Source organism: Flavobacterium sp. LC2016-01, assembly GCF_009711135.1.
Classification (GTDB): Bacteria; Bacteroidota; Bacteroidia; order Flavobacteriales; family Flavobacteriaceae; genus Flavobacterium.
Genome location: NZ_WMIC01000004.1, coordinates 78,683 through 99,141, shown reverse-complemented (window position 1 = coordinate 99,141; position 20,459 = coordinate 78,683). Strand labels below are relative to the sequence as shown.

The following is a 20,459-nucleotide window of genomic DNA, read 5'->3' as shown; positions in this document are numbered from 1 at the left end:
TAAAAATATAGTCTTCCCGCGGAAATCCCAATATAACTTTAGTACTTTAAAATTTAGGATTTCAGGATTTAATAAAAGCAAGTATATCCGAATTGATTTCATCCGCGTTGGTTGTCGGCATCCCATGGCAGAATCCCGGATAGGTAATCAATTTTCCATTTTTTACCAGTTCGATCGCTCTGAGCGCAGTAACGTTGTACGGCACTATCTGGTCGTCCTCGCCATGTAAGATCAACACTGGAAAATCAACGCTTTTAAGATCCTGGGTAAAATCAGTCTCAGAAAATGCCTTGATACAGTCAAAATGCGCCTTTATGCCGCCGGACATTCCCTGACGCCACCAATTATCCTGGATCCCTTTTTTGACATCCGCTCCCGCTCTGTTGTATCCGTAAAAGGGAAAAGTCAGATCATGATAAAACTGCTGCCTGTTATTGGCCGTATTATACCGGATATCATCAAAGACATCTATCGGCACCCCATGTGGATTGTTCACATCTTCAATCATGTAGGGCGTCACCGCGCTGATCAGGATTACTTTTGAAACCCTGTCCCTGCCATAGTGTGCCGCATATCGGATTGCCTCGCCGCCTCCTGTGGAATGCCCAATATGAACAGCATCTTTCAAGTCCAGAAATGAAGTCAGTTCAGCTACATCTGCCGCGTAAGTATCCATTTCGTTGCCCGTATAGGTTTGCGAGGATCTTCCATGCCCTCTTCTGTCGTGCGCAATTACCCTGAATCCCTGATCCAGGAAGAAAAGCATCTGCGCATCCCAGTCATCAGCTGACAGCGGCCACCCATGATGAAAAAAAATTGGTTTTCCCGTTCCCCAGTCTTTGTAATAAATCTCTGTTCCGTCTTTTAGTGTAATATTTGCCATTTTATTTTCTTTTAGTGTTTAACAATGACTTTAAAATTGAAGCTGTCTTATCAGATATTCAAAATGAATACCAATACATATCATGATCTGCTCTGTCAATGCAAGGTCAGTTCCAGAGGCAACAACTATGCTAAAGCAGAAAATCACTGAATATCAGCCCTGTAAAAGCTCAAAACTTTTTTCTTGTTAACTGTATTTCGCTAATTCTTGCGGGGTGTTGTGAAATATAAAAACTGCATCCCAGCATAGAAACTTCCGCCCTGATCGTGGTTTAAAATAATGCCTGCCAAAAAAAATCTCCTTTTCTTCCTTTTAAATCAGGATTCTAAAGCTTAAGGATTTGAACCAATTGACTTCCAGATAATTCCCAACTGCTCGCTGTTGTGTTTTCTTATCGCATTGGCCAGAGCAGGGTCATCGGAAAGCTTCAGCCCGTAAGAAGGGATCATCTGCTTGATTTTTAACTGCCATGCCGGCGTTTGAAGTTCCTTTTTATAGCACTTCTCAATTACTTTGAGCATAATGGACACCGAGGTGGAAGCTCCGGGTGATGCCCCCAGTAGAGCAGCAACACTGCCGTCTGATGCCGTTACGACCTCTGTTCCAAACTGCAGGATTCCCCCTTTTGTTTTTTCATCAATTTTTATGACCTGCACCCTCTGTCCTGCAACCCTTAAGTCCCAGTCCTGCATCCTGGCCTTGGGAAAATATTCGCGAAGTGCCGCCAATCGCTCTTCCGGGGTCAGCACCACCTGCTCCACCAGATATTTGGTCAGCGGAACATTGTCAAGACCGGCTTCCAGCATCGGCCTGATATTATAAAAATTAAAGGACTCGGGAAGATCCCCCCACGTGCCGTTTTTAAGGAATTTAGAAGAGAAGCCGGCAAAAGGGCCGAACAAAAGCTCTTTTTTTCCATTGATGATCCTCGTATCAAGATGAGGGACGGACATCGGAGGCGAGCCTACAGAAGCCTTGCCGTAAACTTTTGCCTGATGCTGGGCTATGATCTGAGCATTATTGCATACCAGCCACTCGCCGCTTACCGGAAATCCCCCATATCCCTTTGCCTCTGGAATATGCGTTTTTTCAAGCAGGGGAAGTGTGGCCCCGCCCGCACCTATGAAAACGAATTTTGCACGAATGGTTTTCGTTTTATTATTTTTTAAATCTTTAACAAAAACGCTCCATGTCCCATCATCATTTCTTTTAAAATCATTAACCTCATGACTGAGTTCAAGTTTCATTTTTCCTGACCCGACCAGATTTGAAGCCAGTTTTTGGGTAAGGATTCCATAGTTCACATCGGTTCCTATGTCAATTTTAGTGGCTGCCACCTTATGCGAAGCGTCGCGCCCATCCATGACAAGAGGAATCCATGAACGGATCTGCTTTTGGTCCTCAGAGTATTCCATCCCGGTGAACAACGGCTCTTTCTGCAGTGCCAGGTATCTTTTTTTAAGGTATTTTACGTTGGCCTCACCTGTGACAAAACTCATATGGGGTGTCGGATTTATAAAAGAGGAAGCCGGACCTATTTTTTTGGCAGCTACCAGGTAAGACCAAAATTCCTTTGAGACCTCAAAAGATTCATTGATCTCAACTGCCTTGTGGGTATCTATTGTCCCGTCAGCAAGTTCAGGGGTATAATTTAGCTCACACAGCGCAGAATGCCCCGTACCGGCATTATTCCATGCAGCGGAACTTTCTTTTCCTACTGCATCGAGCCTTTCATAGGCAGCTATCGACAATTCCGGATCAAGCTCATGAAGCATGTTTCCCAGAGTAACACTCATAATTCCGCCGCCTACCAAAACGACATCCACCGTTTCACTCTGGTCACTTTTCTGATCCCTGCACGAATAAAGCACCATTGATGCCATCAGACAAAGGGTTATCTTTTTCATCTGCTGCTGATTTCAATTAATATGGATAAGATCTTCGAAAAGGAGAATAAAAACAAAAACAGTACAAGCCCTGACGAAAATGTAAAAAATGGCAGGATCCATCCTCCGATTCCATGAGGGGTCAAGAGCAGGTACAATGTACCGGCTATAGTACCAAGGGCGATGATAAGGGCTAAAAGCAAAAAAACTGCCGCCAGGAATTTTAGCGTTTTCTGCTGCTTGGAAATCTCTGAAGAAGTAAATGTCATCATAGTGTTGATTTTAAATTGTTAATACTGATAGTTTAAAAAATATAATCTGTACTCAAAAAATTAGAATCGTGGTCCCTTACAATACTGTTGAATAAATTTTTGTTGGCATCGGTGGCCTTTGTGGCAACCAAAGAGCGGATCGAAAACGATCGCAGTGCATCTGATATGGACAAAGTCCCCTCCGCGCTGTCTTTTCTTCCTGTAAATGGAAATACATCGGGTCCCCTTTGTGACTGGCAGTTTATGTTTACCCTGCTAACCAGATTAACAAACGGATCTATAAGACTTGCCACTTCTTTGGCATCTTCGCTGAAAATACTTACCTGCATACCGTGCGAAGCATTGATCTGATACTGGATCGGTTCATCAATGGAATCAAAAACAACAACCGGAATAATAGGACCGAACTGCTCCTCATGATATAATTTCATTTTATCGTTTACAGGGTATACTACCGATGGAAAAACAAATGAATTGTTGGTATATCCTCCATTTTCGTTGATGATTTTAGCGCCATTGGCCTGGGCATCCTCCAGACAGGCCTTAAGGTACTCGGGTTTATCCAGTTCAGGCAGCGGTGTTATTTTCACATCCTTATCCCATGGAAGACCGGGCTTTAACTGCGATACGGCGCGGCTGAGCTTCTCGACAAATTCATCGGCCGCTTCTCTCTGGACAAAAATCAGTTTGAGCGCCGTGCATCGCTGCCCATTGAAAGAAAGCGAACCCAGCAGACATTCATTGACAGCAACATCCAGATCGGCATGTTTGGTCACAATGGCTGCATTTTTAGCATCAAGGCTTAAAATAGAGCGAAGCCTGTTTGCTTTGGGGTGCAGTTTCTTAAGTCCATTGGCAACCTTGCTCGAGCCTATAAAAGCCAATACGTTGACTTTGCCGCTTTCCATGAGCGGGGAAATAATCTCTGCCCCTCTGCCGTAAAGTGTATTGACAGTTCCAGGCGGAAAAGCCTCCCTGAAGGCATTAAGCAGCGGATAATGAGCCAGCACACCATGTTTTGGCAGCTTGAATAAAATAGTATTGCCCATAATAAGGGCAGGTATGAGAGTTGTAAAAATTTCATTCAAAGGATAGTTGAATGGTCCCATACTCAGCACCACACCCAGGGAAGACCTTCTGACCTGCGCCAGAATCCCCTCTGCCTCCTCAAATCTTGAAGACTGCCTGTCCAGATCTTTTAACGCATCAATTGTAGCATTGATATAATCTACCGTACGGTCAAATTCCTTAGTGGAATCAGGCAGGCTCTTGCCAATCTCCCACATCAGCAGTTTTATAACCGCCTCACGCTGCTGGATCATCAGGTACACGAATTTCTGCATGCATCCAATGCGGTCCTCCACACTCATTGTGGGCCATTCGCCCTGTCCGTCATTGTAGGCGGCAACCGCGGCATCCAGGGATTCCATTGCTTCCCTTGAAGAAGTATGCGGTATGCTTCCCAATAATTTTCGCTCCAGACCACCGGGTCCCGGAATAAAAACAGGAGAGAAAATTTCTGTTACATCACCCTCCCATTTAACCAGCTGACCGTTGAGCAGATACTCACGCTGGTGGATAGGCGTAATCTTATATTGATCCGGGATCTGGCTTTCTTCCACAAACAGATTATCAATAGCTTTTGTAGATTCATTTGAATTTTCCATAGGAGAGATTTTAAAAGGTTTCTGATTCCAATTCTGACATCGAAAAGTGAATTGCTCTCTCAAATATAAATCCAAAAATTCATTACACGGCAATACGGAACCCAGAAATTAACACCCTTTAAAAGATTAAATATCAATATTTTAAAGATTTTAAAATGATATTATTTAGAAAAAAACCATATATCACAACTCAGATAGTATAAATGTGATATATCAATTCTTTTTAAAATGCGGCAAAGAAATAATTTATTGATTTTCAAATATTTATGATTTTCAATACCGTATTGCCCTTCAAAAATAAGCCCTTCTTTATTTTTTTTTCAATTTCAGCTGTTGCTCTCAATTTTATAATAAGTAAAATACTACTTTTAAATAAAAGGGCTGCATATTCAGATTATCAACACAAGAATTTTTATGCTCAGAAAGCGGCTTTTGCATGCTTGCTTGGCTTTATTAACAAATGAGAATGTTTTTCAAAAACAGATCAAGGAAATTTGTACCATCAAATAGCAGTACAGTACAAGCCAAATATCGCATCAAAAACGGGTAAAAAGCGATATTACAAATATTCTGAAAATCAAAAAAACACATAAAACACACATTGTCAGTGTTTTAAATTATTGGTATCACTATTGCCTTGTTTGCACGAAGATCAGAATATGCTTCGGACAGCGGCTAGTCTTTGAAAATTAAAAAACAAAAAAGTAATAAAATATGCTGACCATAAAACAACTGTATGAAGAAGACAGCCAGGCTGTACGGGCCTTTGTCCTAAACATAGAAAACGATGAATTCAAACTGGACTTCGAGCCCCACGAGCAGCCGGACCTATATAACCTTGACACCTTCTACGAGGAAGGAGGATTCTGGATTGCCAGATACGATGATGTCATCAGCGGAACTATAGGGCTGCAGCCACTAAGCAGTGAAACTGCAGTGATCAGGCATCTCTTTGTCGAGAAAGAACACCGTGGAAAAGAAACACGCATCGCACAGCAGCTTTTTCGCCAGCTTTTAATGTATGCCAAGGTTTCGGGATATCGCAATATTTACCTGCATACCCCCGAGATAGCCGTAGCATCACAGCATTTCTTTTTAAGAAACGGATTTCAGCAGATTAACGATCCTCTAGAATTCCCCACTGAATATAAATTTGCCGACAGGAATTCGAAACTTTATCACTTGCGAATCCTGTTCTAATCAATGTAAAATAAATACAATCTAAAAGTTAACTTATGGAAACTAATTTTGACATTATCGTAATAGGATCAGGCCCCGGCGGGTACGTGGCTGCAATCAGATCAGCGCAATTGGGCTATAAAACTGCTATCGTAGAGAAATACAGCGTTCTTGGGGGAACATGTACAAACGTAGGATGCATCCCTACTAAAGCGCTTCTGGACAGTACCGAGCATTTTCACACCGCAGCCACCAAATTTAAGACCCATGGCATAGGTACCGGGGAACTGACCCTGGACTTCCAGCAGATGATCAACCGCAAAAAAGAAGTTGTGGGACAAAATACGGACGGTTTGAACTACCTGATGGCCAAGAACAAAATCCAGGTCATTCAGGGAACTGCCTGTTTTAAAAACAATAAGGAAATAAGAGTCACAAAAGACGATAACTCTTATGTAGATTACACGGCCGCACATTTTGTGGTTGCAACGGGGTCAAAACCTTCTACAATTCCGGGGGTCGTAATTGACAAAACGCGCATCATCACCTCAACGGAAGCGCTCTCACTGTCAGAGAAGCCAAAAACCATGGTCATTATCGGCGGCGGGGTCATAGGGGTTGAAATGGCTTCCATATTTGCAAGGATCGGAGTGAAAGTCACCATCCTTGAATATGCCCCAAGCCTGATCCCTACTATGGACAAGGACCTGGGCAAGGAACTTAAAAAAATATTGCAGCGATCCGATGTGGAAATCTTTCTGAGCCAGAAAGTGCAGTCAGCTGTAAATAATGGAGACTCGGTAAGTGTAAAATACAGCAACGAGAAAGAAGAGGTTTTGGAAATCACTGCTGATTACTGCTTGGTAGCAGTGGGCAGAAAACCCTATACCGAAGGGCTTGGCCTTGAGAATACCAAAATTGAACTTGACAAGCAGGGCCGCATCATAACCGATGAAAGACTTAGGACAGCAGAAGATAATATCTATGCCATTGGAGATGTCATCGCCGGAGCCATGCTTGCCCATAAGGCAGAAGATGAAGGGGTATTTGTTGCCGAGACCATCAACGGACAAAAGCCCCACATCAACTACAGGCTTATCCCCTCTGTTGTCTATACATGGCCGGAGGTTGCCTCGGTCGGTTATACAGAAGACGAGCTTAAAGCAAAAAACATGGCCTACCAGAGCGGTAAATTTCCTTTCTCAGCCAGTGCCAGAGCGCGCGCCGCTATGGAAAAAGAAGGATTTGCAAAAGTGCTTTCTGACCCAAAATACGGTGAAATACTTGGAATGCATATCATCGGTCCACGTGCTGCTGATCTCATTGCACAAGGTGTCATCGGAATGGAATATGAGGTAACCAATGAAGATATGTACCGTATCTCCTATGCGCACCCTACTTACTCCGAGGCCCTTAAAGAAGCATACCTTATCTCATCGGGACAGGGCTCAATCAATATTTAAGTCACAATTCCCTTAATCTGCATTACTTACCGCTAAAAAAATGAAAATGAAAATATCCCATGAACTGGACACGCTCAGTAAAATACTGCTGCCTTTTATATTATTTGTACACATTATGTTTTTTATCCTTGAGGCAGTTTTATGGAACTGGCCCGAAGTGCATACTCCGCTGATTGCGCTTTTGAACAATCCGGTAAGCTCCGAGACCTGGGTACAAGCCCTTACACTCAAGAATCTTTTTATCAACCAGGGATTTTATAACTTCTTTCTGGTAGTTACAGGGGTCTGGGGTTATTTTCTGATTTTGAGACGCCAGTATGTCGCAGGGTATGCACTGCTGATCGTTCTTTGTTTCTCGGCTGCAGGGGCAGGCATTACCTTGGCGCTTTCAACAAAAGCCTATCTGCTTGCCTTCTTTCAGGCCGTACCCGCGGCAGTGCTCTTCTTTCGTTTGTTCCCCAAGTTTATTCTAATCCAGGGCAAACGTTAAGAAAAAGCCAATATATTTGTAAAATTATACCAATCGGTATATATTTGCAGAATATTTTCCATCATGTCAAAAGCTGAAAAAACAAAAGCGTTCATCGTAGAAAAGGCCGCGCCTGTCTTTAATAAAAAAGGATATGCGGGCACTTCTATTGCTGATATCGTGGATGCTACCGGACTGACTAAAGGTTCTATTTATGGAAATTTTGAAAATAAAGATGAACTTGCAGTAGCCTCATTTCACTTCAATGTACATAAACTGCAGCGCTATTTCTTAAATGAAATCAGGTTACAGAGCACTGCCAAGGGCAAACTGATGGTATATCCCAGGCTCTATACCGGCCAGTTCAATGAAATTTTCACCTCAGGGGGCTGTCCGATTTTAAATACGGCGACAGAAGCTGATGATACCCATCCCGTACTGAGGATGTATGTACAGATGGCGCTGAATTTCTGGCAGGAAAAGCTGGCCCGGATAATAGAAAACGGGATCAGTACCGGTGAGTTCAAAGCCAAGGATATCGATCCGAAAAAAACCGCTCTGGGCATTATTGCCAGCATTGAAGGAGCCGTAATGATTTCGAAAATATCCGGGGACCGTCAGAATTTCTCCGATATTATGGCATCAGTGAAAATAGTGATCGATGCACTTGATTAAACCCTGAGTCGAAAATATTTTAATTTAAAATATATCTTATGAAAAGAGTAGCAATAACAGGACTGGGGGCTGTAACCCCGCTTGGCAATTCTGTAGAAGAATTTTGGAAAAACATAGTGGACGGAAAAAGCGGAGCCGCTCCCCTTACTAAATTTGATCCCTCAAAATTCAAGACCACATTTGGCTGTGAGGTAAAAGATTTCAGGGCCGAAGATTATTTTGAGAAAAAAGAGGTCCGCAAATATGATCTCTTTACCCAATATGCCATTGCAGCCAGCGATCAGGCAATAAAAGATGCCAATCTTGATTTCTCCTCTATGAGCCAGCAGCAAAGGGAAGAGATTGGTGTTATCTGGGCCTCAGGATATGGGGGAATTACGACATTCGAGGAGCAGGCCAAAGAATTCAACATGGGCGACGGTACACCGCGTTTCAATCCATTTTTCATTCCTAAAATCATCATCGATATCGCCGCAGGACTCATCTCGATCAGACATAAACTCTACGGTCCAAACTACGCTACAGTCTCAGCATGCGCGTCTTCCAATACAGCCATTATAAGCGCCTATGACGCCATTCGACTTGGAAGGGCCAAGGTAATGATCACCGGAGGCTCGGAAGCCGCCATCACCCCTTCTTCAATCGGCGGATTTAATGCCTCGCAGGCACTTTCTAAAAGAAATGAGCAGCCACAGAGAGCATCAAGGCCTTTTGACAAAGACCGTGACGGATTTGTAGCCGGGGAAGGTGCCGGAGCCCTAATCTTGGAAGACTGGGATTATGCCATAGCTCGCGGAGCCAGGATATACGCTGAAATGACCGCAGGCGGGATGGCAGCCGATGCCTATCACCTGACCGGGACACCGCCTGATGGACATGGTGCAGCACTGGGGATAAAAAGTGCGCTTCGTGAAGCCGGAATTCAGCCGGCAGAGATCAATTATATCAATGCCCATGCAACTTCAACACCACAAGGGGATCTCAGCGAACTGCGAGCCATCCATAGTATTTTTGGAGACCTGCCCGTATCCATAAGTGCGACAAAATCCATGACGGGCCACCTTTTGGGAGCCGCCGGAGCGATTGAAAGCATCATTTGCGTGCTGGCAGTGCAAAACGACATTATTCCTGCAACAATTAATCTGGAAAATCTCGATGAGCAGATCCCCTCTGATCTTTCCATTATCTCCGGAAAATCCATACATGCCAAAGTAGACTACGCCCTGAATAATACCTTTGGATTCGGAGGGCATACAGCGACCACAATTTTTAAAAAATTCACAAAATAAACTCTAACTCATACTTAAAAATATACCGATTGGTATAATGAAACATGGAACCATTACAAAGAAAAATACTCTTGTTTACCGTGATAGCCGCTGCCATTATGGAACTTATCGACATCTCAATTGTAAATGTCGCCCTTTCGCATATGAGCGGAAACCTTGGGGCAACACTAGAGGACACTTCATGGGTGATCACCGCTTATGCGATAGCCAATGTGATTATCATCCCCATGACCAGTTTTCTTACCACCAATCTGGGACGCCGAAATTATTATATTGGATCTGTAGTATTGTTTGTATTCTGTTCCTTCATGTGCGGCAACTCAACCAATATCTGGGAACTGGTTGCCTTTCGTTTCTTTCAGGGTATTGGAGGAGGCGCGCTTCTTTCTGTATCTGCAGCGGTGGTATATGAACTTTTTCCAAAAGAAAAACAGGCAACTGCGAGTGCCATTTTTGGTGTTGGGATTTTTATAGGACCAACGATCGGGCCGACCCTTGGAGGCTATATTACCGAATTCGCTTCATGGCCATGGATTTTCTACATCAATGTGCCTATTGGGATTATTGTTGCTTTCTCCTGCTTCTTTTTACTGACAGAACCAGCGTTAAAAGGTAAAAAAACAGCAGTAGACTGGCTTGGTATAGCACTTTTGACTATCGGAATCGGGGCATTGCAGACGGTCCTGGAAAGAGGACAGACAGATGACTGGTTTGAGGCGAAATATATCGTGGTGCTTTCTGTTATCGCATTTGTTTCACTTCTGGCTTTCATCTTATGGGAACTGCATATCGATAACCCGGTTGTCGATCTTCGTGTACTTAAAAGCAAGGAACTCCTTATCGCAGCAGTTTTGACCTTCATTACCGGCATTGGTATGTTTACCTCCATTTATCTTACTCCGGTACTTGCCCAGCGTCTGCTTGCTTTCTCGCCTTCCCAGACCGGAATACTTCTTCTGCCGGGATCAGTGGTGGCACTCATTGTGCTTATCGTATCGGGAAAAATGCTTCAGAAAGGTGTCTCCCCGGCTTTTATCGTCCTTCTGGGCTTCCTTTGTTTTATCTACTTTAACTGGTCGATGTCACAAATCACTTTGGAAACCTCCGCATTTTATATCGCCATGACATTAATATTCAGAGCCGTGGGGATGGCATTCCTTACCGTGCCCCTTGCAACACTGGCCATTTCTTCGCTCGAACCCAAAGACATGCCTCAGGGTGCGGCATTAAACAATATGATGCGCCAGCTTGGAGGCTCCTTCGGAATCTCAATTCTAAATACCTACATCGCGCGCAGGGTTGCAGCACACCGCATCGATCTGATCAGCAATGTAACAGAAACAAATCCTATAGCGATGACCAAACTCAATAATCTTATCCGCCTTTTCCAACAGCATGGATTCGGCGCTCACGACGCGCGCGTAAGGGCATTGGCACTTATGGACAAGGGCGTTCAGAGACAATCTATCCTGATGAGCTACATTGACGGATATCTCTTTATTGGTCTTTTCTTTACCCTGGCAATACCGCTGCTGATCATTGTAGCCAAAAAAAGAAAAGGCCCTGTAGTAATTGCATCAGTGGACCATTAATAAATACATATCTTCATTTCTATTCGATATTTTAAATCCTCATTTTTTTTTCAGCCAGAATTATAGTTTTACCCAGCTATAGTTCTGGCTTCTTTTTTAATGCCTTTTTTTTTCAAACCTTCCTGCTTTTTAAAGAATATGATAATAAGAAGACTGACTGCAGATTAAAAATAAAACAGTCTTTATATCCTCAATGCAAATACCAAAGAACAGTCCTGGATATTTTCAAAATTATATTTCAGCAGCTCTAATTCTGTTTTTTTAAAACATTGTCATACAATATTATAACTCCTTGATGATCAATAGCATTGAAGGAACATTTATACAAAGTCCATATGTCGCATATTGTTTCGCCGTAAATCGATATGTGATTCATTCTAAATCAAAAAATAAATTTCACTTAATTGATTATCAGGCATTTACAAGCTAGGCACGATATATGAACAATGCGACGGAGCACTGTCTATTCTTTATTAAATGGAAATGTGGATTTTAACATTTGTGAATGTTTTTAGTTTGAGATTGACGGTACTTTGCCATGTAAATTATTACTAACATTAAAAAATTAACATTATGAAAAATAAAGTTTTAATCACAGGAGCTACAGGCGCAACAGGCAGAAATGCAATCAAAACATTACTGGCTTTAAATATTCCTGTTAGGGCACTGGTACATAAAATTGATGAAAGATCAGATGAATTGGAAAAACAGGGAGTAGAGATTTTTCAGGGTGACCTTTTAGATTTCGAAGCAGTCAGCAAAGCCCTTGAAGGGATCGATACAGCTTATTTTGTATATCCGATCCAGGTGCCGGGAATACTAGAAGCAACCGCTTTTTTTGCTCAGGCAGCAATCGAGAATGGAGTAAACCATATTTTGAATATGTCCCAGATCTCAGCCAGAAGAATTGCCAAGAGCCATGCGGCTCAGAACCACTGGCTGGCCGAAAGGTTACTAGACCGCTCAGGGGTTCCGGTAACCCATATCCGCCCTACATTTTTCGCTGAATGGCTGATGTATTTTGCGGATGAGATACGTTTAAACAACCGTATTGTCCTGCCTTTCGGAGATGGTGTCTACGCTCCCATTGCAGCAGAGGACCAAGGCCGCGTAATTGCAGCAATCCTTTCCAACCCTAAAGAACATATCGGAAAAACATATCCACTATACGGACCGGTGGAAATGTCACAATATGAAATTGCAGCCGCCCTTTCAAAAGAATTAGGCCGCAATATCGAATACATCCCCATCCCTATTGAAAATTTTAAAGAAGTACTGTCCGACAGGAATTTCTCACCATGGTTCATTCAGCATATCAGCAATGTAGCGCAGGACTGCAGGGACGGAATCTTTGCCGGTACCAATAAGATAGTTGAAGAATTGACCGGACAGGCTCCATTGGCCATTGAAGACTATATCAGTAAAAACAAAAAAGCATTTCAAAACTAAAATAACGCATTTAAAAACATATTAAAATGGAAAATAAAGTATTAGTTACTGGAGCCACAGGGGCAACCGGCAGCAGCGCAATCAAAAATCTGCTTGAATTGGGTGTGCCCATACGAGCAATGGTTCACAAAATTGACAACCGTTCCGAAGAATTAAAAAATAAAGGAGTTGAAATTGTTCAGGGAGACCTGAATGACTTTGAAGCTGTAAATCGTGCCATGCAGGGAATATCTGCCGCGTATTTTGTATTTCCTATCGAAATCCCGGGAATCATAGAAGCAACGGCATTTTTTATTGAAGCGGCATTGGAAAACAATGTCAAACATATCGTTAATCTTACACAGCGAACAGCCAAGAGAAATGCAAAAAGCCATGCAGCCCAGAACCACTGGATTGCAGAAAGGATTTTAGACCGCTCAACAGTGCCTGTAACACATTTAAGACCTACTTTGTTTGCAGAATGGCTTTCTTATATAGCATCGGACATTCGAGAAAACGACCGTATTGTACTGCCTTTCGGAAATGGAAGATTTGCACCGATCACGGCCGAGGACCAGGGAAGAGTAATTGCAAAAGTACTTTCAGATCCAGAATCGCACACCGGCAAAAACTATGACCTCTTAGGACCTGTCGAACTAGATGTCTTTGAGATCGCAGATTCATTATCGGAAGTAGTAGGAAGAAAAATTACATATATTCCAATCGACATCGAGCCCTTTCAGGAGATTCTGGGAGGCAGCATGGGGTTCAGCCCATGGGCAGTTCAGCATGTCGGGGCCATTGCACAGGATGCCCGCGACGGTGTAGTATCGGGAACCAACAATACAGTGGAAGAATTGACAGGGACAAAACCTCTTACCATTACCCAATATATTACCAAAAACAAACATTTGTTCATCAAATAAACAGACAGCTCACAGATGAGGCGGGCGGTATTTCAACAAACCGCCGCCGCAGAGCTGATTCTAAACAAAAATACAATCAAAATGAAAGATAAAGTATTAATTACAGGCGCCACCGGCGCTACGGGACAAAGTGCCATAAAGCATCTTTTGGAACGTAATATCCCGGTTCGTGCCATGGTTCACAAAATTGACGAACGCTCGGCAGTACTTGAAAAGCTTGGAGTTGAAATTGTTGTGGGTGATCTAAACGACTTTGACTCGGTAAGCACAGCGCTGGAAGGAATTTCAGCTGCCTATTTCCTATACCCTATTCAGGTTCCGGGCATACTTGAAGCCACTGCTTTTTTTATCCAGGCAGCACTTGAGAACGGAGTAAACCACATCGTAAATATTTCACAAAGAACTGCAAGGCGCGATGCCAAAAGCCATGCCGCCCAGAATCATTGGATAGCAGAGCGCTTACTGGACCGCTCAGGTCTTCATATTACGCATCTACGTCCTACCCTGTTTGCTGAATGGCTCTCTTATGTGGCAAAGGACATCCGTGAGAACAATAGAATTGTGCTTCCCTTCGGAGAGGGAAAATATGCTCCAATAACCGCAGAGGATCAGGGACATGTGATTGCCGCAATTTTATCAGAACCCGGAAGACATATAGGAAAAACCTATGACCTGCTTGGCCTTGAAGAACTGAGTCTTTTCAATATAGCCGCCATACTCTCAGAGATTATCCAAAGAGAAATTACCTATGTGCCTATTGAAATAGAACCCTTTAAGCAGATCATGGTGCAGAATCCGGATTTTACCCCATGGTTTATCCAGCACCTAAGCGCCATAGCTTCTGATGTCCGCAACGGAGTTACAGCCGGGACCAATGATACGGTCGAGGAACTGATCGGTTCAAAGCCGCTTTCCATCGCTCACTATATTACTGAAAATAAAAATTTATTTCTCTAAATATTTAAAAACCAGAGCTGTTGATTCTGAAATAACCATGCAGTTTCTTAACATTTGTGAATGTTTTAAAAGTTTATGTTACGCAACTTTGTATAAGAATATTAGAAGCACCATTAGTTACACTTTCAAAAAATGCTTCGCCGGAATATCGAGGATTCACCTAGGCTCTGGTTTAATTTAAATGTTTTAAAAGATAAAATAACCAACTAATAATTAAAATTATGATACCACAAATCCCTATCGCACTTTCAGTAATATTTGGACTTATTACACTTGCCTCATTACTGCTTTTTAATAAAGCAGTAAGAAATTCACCATTAGAATCAACAAGAAAAAAAGCAGGCCCTATTTTGGCGGGATCCCTTCTTTGGATCATCCTTCAGGGTGTCCTTGCAAAAAATGATGTTTTTACATCTTCTCTGGACAGCATGCCTCCAAAATTGTTTCTCTTTGGTTTTATTCCGGCCTTTTCTTTATTTATCATCTTATTTGCAACCAAGGCCGGCAGGACTTTTATAGACAGTCTGCCTTTAAAAGAACTCGTTTATGTAAATATGGTCAGAGTACCCGTAGAGCTTGTACTTTTTGCACTGTATCTCTATCATGCCGTGCCAAGGCTTATGACTTTTGAAGGCGGTAATCTCGATATCCTCTCAGGGCTTTCAGCTCCGTTGATTGTCTACTTTGCATTTCGAAAAGACAAAATGAATTCAAAACTGCTGCTGATCTGGAATATCCTGTGTCTGGGACTGCTGCTTAACATCGTTTCAAGAGCCCTGCTTTCACTGCCGGTTCCTTTTCAAAAATTAGCATTTGACCAGCCAAACATAGCCATTCTTATCTTCCCTTTTATCTGGCTTCCGACCTTCGTTGTAATGACAGTACTCTTTGGACATCTGGTATCACTGAGAAAACTGATTCTTAAAATCGAATAAGCAGCTGAGCTGAAACAACATTATACAAACGTTATCGATTATGGACAATCTTCTTCAAGACGCCCTTCACGCAGCGGGAGGAATGGAAATTTGGAAAAAATACAGTACCCTAACCGCGCAAATCAGGTTAAAAGGCGTAAAGTCATGGCTTGAATCAGATCCCGGCCTGCTGGAAAACCTGACCTTTCAGGCAGACCTGGCAGGAGGTAGCGCACAGCTCAGAAATTTCCCGGAAAGAGGATTGTACACCATTTTCACTAATGACAAGACAAGTGTTTTTGATGAAAAAGACAATCCGGTAAGTGCTTTCGATCCTGCATGGGGGAAACTCTTTGATGCTTCACTGCAGGCACCATGGCACGCCATCCAAATGATGTATTTTATTCGATACACATTCTGGAAAAGCCTAACATTCCCCTTCGGCCTTACAACAGAAGGATATGAGTATGAGCAGGGCCAGATCCTGGAAGATAACGGGCACCTTTACAGAAGCCTGCTTGTCCAGGCGCCCGATGACTCACCCTATGGACAGTTGATGAGCCTGTTTTTTGCACAAGACAATTTAATCAATAGGACAGATTATGAAACACAAAATGAGGAGCCTGTATTTTTCACTAAAATAACTTCCGAGTATGCCGTTCTTAATGGGCTTATAATCCCCACATTAATACAGGTCTATCACAGGGAACAGGACGGAACTTATGATGCTGAAAATCCGCTTATAGCTGTAGAGGTAAGATCGATGAAATTCATATGATCCCCTAAAAGTGCCTCACAAAAAAAATTATTGGTTTTAAACAGCAAAAGGAGCATGTTATGTTATCCTTTCGGGGACCTGCATGCCTAAATTATAGCGATTCTAATCGAAAAAACATCGCTCACAGAGAATATTGATTCTCCAACATTAACCGCTCCTGAGGAGCAAAATATTAAAATAATTTAAAAATAATTTAAAATGAAAACAACAATTTCTGTAATCGCCATTGCTTTAATGACAGTGTTTGGCGCAGCTGCACAAAAAACAGCAGCTAAAAAAAGTACAATCGTAATTATCCCTGGGGCATGGTCTTCTGCTCAGGACTGGGGTGCAGTAGTTCCACATCTTGAAGCCCAAGGGCATAAAGTAATTGTGGTGAACCTTGAAGGCCATGGAGCCGACAAAACACCAATCACTTCTATTTCTCTTAACGGATATGTAGAAACTGTAAAAAAAGCCATTGGCAAAGAAAATAATATCATCCTTGTAGGCCACAGTTTTGGGGGTGTAGTTATGAACCAGGTAGCAGAAGAAATCCCTTCACAGATTAAAAAATTAATTTATGTAGCTGCCTATGTGCCTAAAAATGGTGAAAGCTTATTATCACTTGCCACAACAGATGCTGACAGCCACCTTGGAAAATATCTGCAGATCAAAGAAACTGAAGGCATTGCAGTTGTTCCAAAAGAAGGCATCGTGGATTCTTTTTTTGAAGATGCTCCTAAACAGGTTCAGGATTATGTAGTGGACCACTTTCCTGCTGAACCTTTGGCTCCACTTGCCTCACCTGTAAAATTGACTGACGCTGGTTATGGCAAATTAAAAAAAGTATATGTCTTTACAGAAAATGACCATACCAACAGCCCTAAGCTTCAGCACAAAATGGTAGCTGACAACAACATCAAAACTACCTACAGCTTAACATCAAGCCATACTCCTTTTGTTTCTGTACCTGAAAAATTGGCTGATATCATCAATAAAGAGTCAAAATAATTAAAGTACAAGTAAAATGGAAAATAAATTTTTAATCCAGCATACAACCATTGAACTGGTGTCATCTTTTGAAAATTTTATCCAAAACTTTGAAAAAGCTGCCGGAAGATTTGAGTACTCCATTTTGGATCAGATTGCAGAGGGCAGAGAGCGCGCACAAGAGGAAATACGAAAAATGGAAGGTGACCAGGGACTTATGATCTTTACCATCAATGACCATGGAAAAGTACTCTCGATGTTTGATGTCCCGGCTAAAGTAATTCAGTACCAGATCGGGAATCCGCTCATTGCCGCTTCAATGTCAAGTGTTGATCTTCTTGCGGCTATGTACGCACCACTTAGAATGCTGGTGTATGAAAAAGACGATAGAGTCTATGCTGATTATGAACTGCCTTCAGTGATATTTGGACAGTTTGCCAGCGACACAATCAAAAAAACAGGTATTGCACTGGATGAAAAATTAAAAACTTTAATCCTGAATGCCGATACTGCCGCTGAGCAATAGTCTTCAACAAAGAAGTGCAGCAGAAAAATTTATACTGCACAAAAGCCAGGATACAGTGTTTGTACCCTGGCTTTTTTAATCATGGTTCTTAACAAATGTGAATGTTTTAGTTTTCCTATTTGAGGAACTTTGTTTAACGATAAAGGTCATATTTATAAAACTATATAATTAAGAATATGAAAACACATTTTAAAATACTAGCCACCCTGCTGCTCTTCACTACAGCACAAAGAATATCTTCTCAGGAAATCAATCCACAGGATAAAGTCCTTTCAATGGAACAGGTATTTGATCTGGCGGCAAAAAACAGTGAACAGCTGAAAATTGCATCGAAAGGCACTGAGCTTGCACATCAAAAGATAGAGATTGTAAAACTGGGCCAGCTTCCCGCATTAAATACCGGGATCAATTACGGATATGTGAGCAATTCTGAAATTTGGGACCCCTCTTTCAAAAATCATCAGACAGCCCCGATCCCTCATAATCTTACCCAGGTTTCCCTTCAGGCCTCTGAGGTTCTTTTCAAAGGAGGCGAAATAAAAAACAACATTCAAAGAGCACGCCTTGAAGAACAGACCTCAGCGCTGACCCTCGAGAAAAGCATCGTTGATGTCAAATTCGCAGCAGCCGCAAAATACCTTGAAATCTACCGCGCAATAAATCAGAAACAGGTCTATTTAAACAATCTCGCCCTGGCGCAGGAACGTCTAAAAAACATCATAGCCATGCAGAAGCAGGGCATGATTACCAACAACGATGTACTGCGAAACAAACTCATTGTTTCCGATCTTGAACTTGCCATCCGCAAGACAGACAATTCAATTGAAATCCTCAACCGCCAGCTTAATATCCTCACCGGTATGGATGAGCATTTTATGCTCCAGCCTGATACCAGTCTGCTGCAGAAATCCTACAGCGATGATTCGATTGATATTTTACTCCGAGAAACCTACTCCTCCAATCAGGAACTCAAAATTGCACATACCGAAAATGATATTGCGCAAACCAACATTAAACTTTCCGCTACCGACAAATATCCTGAATTAAGCATTTTTGCAGCCAGTAATTTTCAAAGGCCCTATGTAAATGCAATACCTGCACTAGATATTTATTACAATGTATGGCAGGCCGGGGTAAGCCTGAAATACAATATAGGTTCAATTTATCAGGCACCCAGAAAAACCAAGGCCGCAGAAATCATATACGAACAGGCAAAACAGAAAGAAACCCTGACCAGACAACAAGTAGATGTTTCAGTCCACACGGCATACATCAGATATCATGAAGCCAAAGATGATTTAAAAACCTATACAGCGGATTTGGAATCTGCAGTGGAAAACTACAGGATAGTAGAAAAAAAATACTTCAATCAGCTCTCACTGCTTACTGATATGATCGATGCTACAAATATCAAAATTGAAGCAGAACTAAAAGTTACCAATGCTCAGATTGAAATTATATATGCATGGTATCAAATCTTAAAAGTAACAGGTAAAATTTAATAATTTTTAAATCAAAAAATCATGAGCACAACAAATATTGAAAAAAGTACCGCAAAAAAAAGAAGCATTTTTCTTTTGAATGCCGTGACAACAGTGATTCTGGGCCTTATCGTATTGTGGGGCATCAAAGTGTATTTTAATCTTGGAGACAGTCTCTATACAAACGATGCGCAGATCGAAGAATATATAAATCCCGTGAATACCAGAATACCGGGATACGTCAAAAAAGTGCTGTTCTCCGAGCATCAGATTATAAAAAAAGGAGATACGCTTGTAATTATAGACGACAGTGAGTATAAAATTCAGCTGGCGCAGGCGCAGGCGGCCTATCTCGCTGCTCTTGCCAACAGAAATGTAAGCGAGTCCTCTGTGAGCACCATAGAAAACAACCTGAACGTTTCTGATGCCAATATAAAAGCAGCACAGGCTCGTTTGTGGAATGCAGAACAGAATTTTCACAGATACGAAAACCTGCTCAAAGAAGGTGCGGTGAGCCAGCAGCAGTTTGACCAGGCCTCCACCGAATATCAAGCCCTTCAGCAGGCAGCAAGAGCCCTTATACAGCAAAAAAACACGACATATCTTTCCTCAGGAGAGGCAGCAAAAAGAATAAGCGTCAATGACGCCGAAATTAAAAGGACCGCTGCCCTTGTTGATATGGCGGAATTAAATCTTTCCTACACAGTCATCACTGCTCCTTATGACGGGGTTACCGGAAGACGAAATATCCAGGAGGGACAGCTGCTGCAGGCGGGTCAGAATCTCTTATCCTTTGTACGCAATAACAGTAAATGGGTAGTAGCAAATTATAAAGAAACCCAAGTTGCAAAACTTAAAATAGGACAGCGCGTTTCATTGAAAATAGATGGCTTAAACAATCAGGCTGTCTTTGGTAAAATTACGGCAATATCAGAAGCCACCGGGTCGCGTTATTCTGCCGTGCCTACCGACAACTCAACGGGCAACTTTGTAAAGGTTCAGCAGAGAATTCCCGTAAAAATTGAATTTACAGGCAAGACAGCCGGAATACTGGACAGTCTTCGCGCGGGGATGAATGTTGAGGTGCGCGCCATTAACTAAA

18 protein-coding genes are annotated in these 20,459 nt (G+C 42.3%); 15 read left to right on the top strand and 3 right to left on the bottom strand.

The window, feature by feature from the left end; genetic code table 11:
* Window positions 1-61: 61 nt before the first annotated feature.
* From GKZ88_RS09810 to GKZ88_RS09795, 3 genes are all read right to left on the bottom strand, one after another.
* Window positions 62-883 carry an alpha/beta hydrolase gene (locus tag GKZ88_RS09810; RefSeq protein ID WP_155102202.1) on the bottom strand — a complete coding sequence of 274 codons (822 nt, stop codon included), beginning with the start codon at window positions 881-883 and terminating at the stop codon, window positions 62-64.
* Window positions 884-1,215: 332 nt separating this feature from the next.
* Window positions 1,216-2,790, bottom strand: coding sequence for a malate dehydrogenase (quinone) (mqo, locus tag GKZ88_RS09805; RefSeq protein WP_155102201.1), 1,575 nt, complete (start codon window positions 2,788-2,790; stop codon window positions 1,216-1,218).
* Between the two features lie 283 nt (window positions 2,791-3,073).
* Window positions 3,074-4,708, bottom strand: coding sequence for an NADP-dependent glyceraldehyde-3-phosphate dehydrogenase (locus GKZ88_RS09795; protein ID WP_155102199.1), 1,635 nt, complete (start codon window positions 4,706-4,708; stop codon window positions 3,074-3,076).
* A gap of 714 nt (window positions 4,709-5,422) precedes the next feature.
* Here GKZ88_RS09795 and GKZ88_RS09790 point away from each other — a divergent pair.
* The 15 genes from GKZ88_RS09790 to GKZ88_RS09720 all read left to right on the top strand — a co-directional run bounded on the left by GKZ88_RS09790 (window position 5,423) and on the right by GKZ88_RS09720 (window position 20,458).
* Window positions 5,423-5,908: a GNAT family N-acetyltransferase gene (locus tag GKZ88_RS09790; protein ID WP_155102198.1), complete on the top strand. Its 486-nt coding sequence runs from the start codon at window positions 5,423-5,425 to the stop codon at window positions 5,906-5,908.
* 35 nt (window positions 5,909-5,943) lie between these two features.
* Complete coding sequence (gene lpdA, locus GKZ88_RS09785) at window positions 5,944-7,350, top strand: dihydrolipoyl dehydrogenase (protein ID WP_155102197.1); 1,407 nt, start codon at window positions 5,944-5,946, stop codon at window positions 7,348-7,350.
* Between the two features lie 40 nt (window positions 7,351-7,390).
* Entirely contained in the window at window positions 7,391-7,840 is a 450-nt protein-coding gene (locus tag GKZ88_RS09780; protein WP_155102196.1) for a DUF1304 family protein, read from the top strand.
* 63 nt (window positions 7,841-7,903) lie between these two features.
* Entirely contained in the window at window positions 7,904-8,494 is a 591-nt protein-coding gene (locus GKZ88_RS09775; RefSeq protein WP_155102195.1) for a TetR/AcrR family transcriptional regulator, read from the top strand.
* A 38-nt stretch (window positions 8,495-8,532) separates the two neighbouring features.
* A complete protein-coding gene (fabF, locus tag GKZ88_RS09770; RefSeq protein WP_155102194.1) occupies window positions 8,533-9,783 on the top strand; it encodes a beta-ketoacyl-ACP synthase II in 1,251 nt (416 codons plus the stop codon).
* A gap of 44 nt (window positions 9,784-9,827) precedes the next feature.
* Window positions 9,828-11,375, top strand: coding sequence for a DHA2 family efflux MFS transporter permease subunit (locus GKZ88_RS09765; protein ID WP_155102193.1), 1,548 nt, complete (start codon window positions 9,828-9,830; stop codon window positions 11,373-11,375).
* A 573-nt stretch (window positions 11,376-11,948) separates the two neighbouring features.
* Window positions 11,949-12,824: an NmrA family NAD(P)-binding protein gene (locus GKZ88_RS09760; RefSeq protein ID WP_155102192.1), complete on the top strand. Its 876-nt coding sequence runs from the start codon at window positions 11,949-11,951 to the stop codon at window positions 12,822-12,824.
* A 26-nt stretch (window positions 12,825-12,850) separates the two neighbouring features.
* Window positions 12,851-13,729: an NmrA family NAD(P)-binding protein gene (locus tag GKZ88_RS09755; protein ID WP_155102191.1), complete on the top strand. Its 879-nt coding sequence runs from the start codon at window positions 12,851-12,853 to the stop codon at window positions 13,727-13,729.
* 81 nt (window positions 13,730-13,810) lie between these two features.
* A complete protein-coding gene (locus GKZ88_RS09750) occupies window positions 13,811-14,686 on the top strand; it encodes an NmrA family NAD(P)-binding protein (protein WP_155102190.1) in 876 nt (291 codons plus the stop codon).
* Between the two features lie 221 nt (window positions 14,687-14,907).
* Window positions 14,908-15,621, top strand: a complete 714-nt coding sequence (locus GKZ88_RS09745; protein ID WP_155102189.1) for a hypothetical protein — start codon at window positions 14,908-14,910, stop codon at window positions 15,619-15,621.
* A gap of 40 nt (window positions 15,622-15,661) precedes the next feature.
* Window positions 15,662-16,378 (top strand): hypothetical protein, encoded by a 717-nt coding sequence (locus GKZ88_RS09740; protein WP_155102188.1) that lies wholly within the window; start codon window positions 15,662-15,664, stop codon window positions 16,376-16,378.
* A gap of 198 nt (window positions 16,379-16,576) precedes the next feature.
* Window positions 16,577-17,371 carry an alpha/beta hydrolase gene (locus GKZ88_RS09735; protein ID WP_155102187.1) on the top strand — a complete coding sequence of 265 codons (795 nt, stop codon included), beginning with the start codon at window positions 16,577-16,579 and terminating at the stop codon, window positions 17,369-17,371.
* 16 nt (window positions 17,372-17,387) lie between these two features.
* Window positions 17,388-17,876 carry a DUF302 domain-containing protein gene (locus GKZ88_RS09730; protein WP_155102186.1) on the top strand — a complete coding sequence of 163 codons (489 nt, stop codon included), beginning with the start codon at window positions 17,388-17,390 and terminating at the stop codon, window positions 17,874-17,876.
* Between the two features lie 176 nt (window positions 17,877-18,052).
* Complete coding sequence (locus tag GKZ88_RS09725) at window positions 18,053-19,378, top strand: TolC family protein (protein ID WP_155102185.1); 1,326 nt, start codon at window positions 18,053-18,055, stop codon at window positions 19,376-19,378.
* Between the two features lie 21 nt (window positions 19,379-19,399).
* Window positions 19,400-20,458, top strand: coding sequence for an HlyD family secretion protein (locus GKZ88_RS09720; protein ID WP_155102184.1), 1,059 nt, complete (start codon window positions 19,400-19,402; stop codon window positions 20,456-20,458).
* Window position 20,459: the final 1 nt, after the last annotated feature.

Bases quoted from the DNA above. Each gene is read 5' to 3' on its own strand.
- GKZ88_RS09810 (WP_155102202.1), bottom strand. From the start codon at position 883: ATGGCAAATATTACACTAAAAGACGGAACAGAGATTTATTACAAAGAC.
- mqo (WP_155102201.1), bottom strand. From the start codon at position 2,790: ATGAAAAAGATAACCCTTTGTCTGATGGCATCAATGGTGCTTTATTCG.
- GKZ88_RS09795 (WP_155102199.1), bottom strand. From the start codon at position 4,708: ATGGAAAATTCAAATGAATCTACAAAAGCTATTGATAATCTGTTTGTG.
- GKZ88_RS09790 (WP_155102198.1), top strand. From the start codon at position 5,423: ATGCTGACCATAAAACAACTGTATGAAGAAGACAGCCAGGCTGTACGG.
- lpdA (WP_155102197.1), top strand. From the start codon at position 5,944: ATGGAAACTAATTTTGACATTATCGTAATAGGATCAGGCCCCGGCGGG.
- GKZ88_RS09780 (WP_155102196.1), top strand. From the start codon at position 7,391: ATGAAAATGAAAATATCCCATGAACTGGACACGCTCAGTAAAATACTG.
- GKZ88_RS09775 (WP_155102195.1), top strand. From the start codon at position 7,904: ATGTCAAAAGCTGAAAAAACAAAAGCGTTCATCGTAGAAAAGGCCGCG.
- fabF (WP_155102194.1), top strand. From the start codon at position 8,533: ATGAAAAGAGTAGCAATAACAGGACTGGGGGCTGTAACCCCGCTTGGC.
- GKZ88_RS09765 (WP_155102193.1), top strand. From the start codon at position 9,828: ATGGAACCATTACAAAGAAAAATACTCTTGTTTACCGTGATAGCCGCT.
- GKZ88_RS09760 (WP_155102192.1), top strand. From the start codon at position 11,949: ATGAAAAATAAAGTTTTAATCACAGGAGCTACAGGCGCAACAGGCAGA.
- GKZ88_RS09755 (WP_155102191.1), top strand. From the start codon at position 12,851: ATGGAAAATAAAGTATTAGTTACTGGAGCCACAGGGGCAACCGGCAGC.
- GKZ88_RS09750 (WP_155102190.1), top strand. From the start codon at position 13,811: ATGAAAGATAAAGTATTAATTACAGGCGCCACCGGCGCTACGGGACAA.
- GKZ88_RS09745 (WP_155102189.1), top strand. From the start codon at position 14,908: ATGATACCACAAATCCCTATCGCACTTTCAGTAATATTTGGACTTATT.
- GKZ88_RS09740 (WP_155102188.1), top strand. From the start codon at position 15,662: ATGGACAATCTTCTTCAAGACGCCCTTCACGCAGCGGGAGGAATGGAA.
- GKZ88_RS09735 (WP_155102187.1), top strand. From the start codon at position 16,577: ATGAAAACAACAATTTCTGTAATCGCCATTGCTTTAATGACAGTGTTT.
- GKZ88_RS09730 (WP_155102186.1), top strand. From the start codon at position 17,388: ATGGAAAATAAATTTTTAATCCAGCATACAACCATTGAACTGGTGTCA.
- GKZ88_RS09725 (WP_155102185.1), top strand. From the start codon at position 18,053: ATGAAAACACATTTTAAAATACTAGCCACCCTGCTGCTCTTCACTACA.
- GKZ88_RS09720 (WP_155102184.1), top strand. From the start codon at position 19,400: ATGAGCACAACAAATATTGAAAAAAGTACCGCAAAAAAAAGAAGCATT.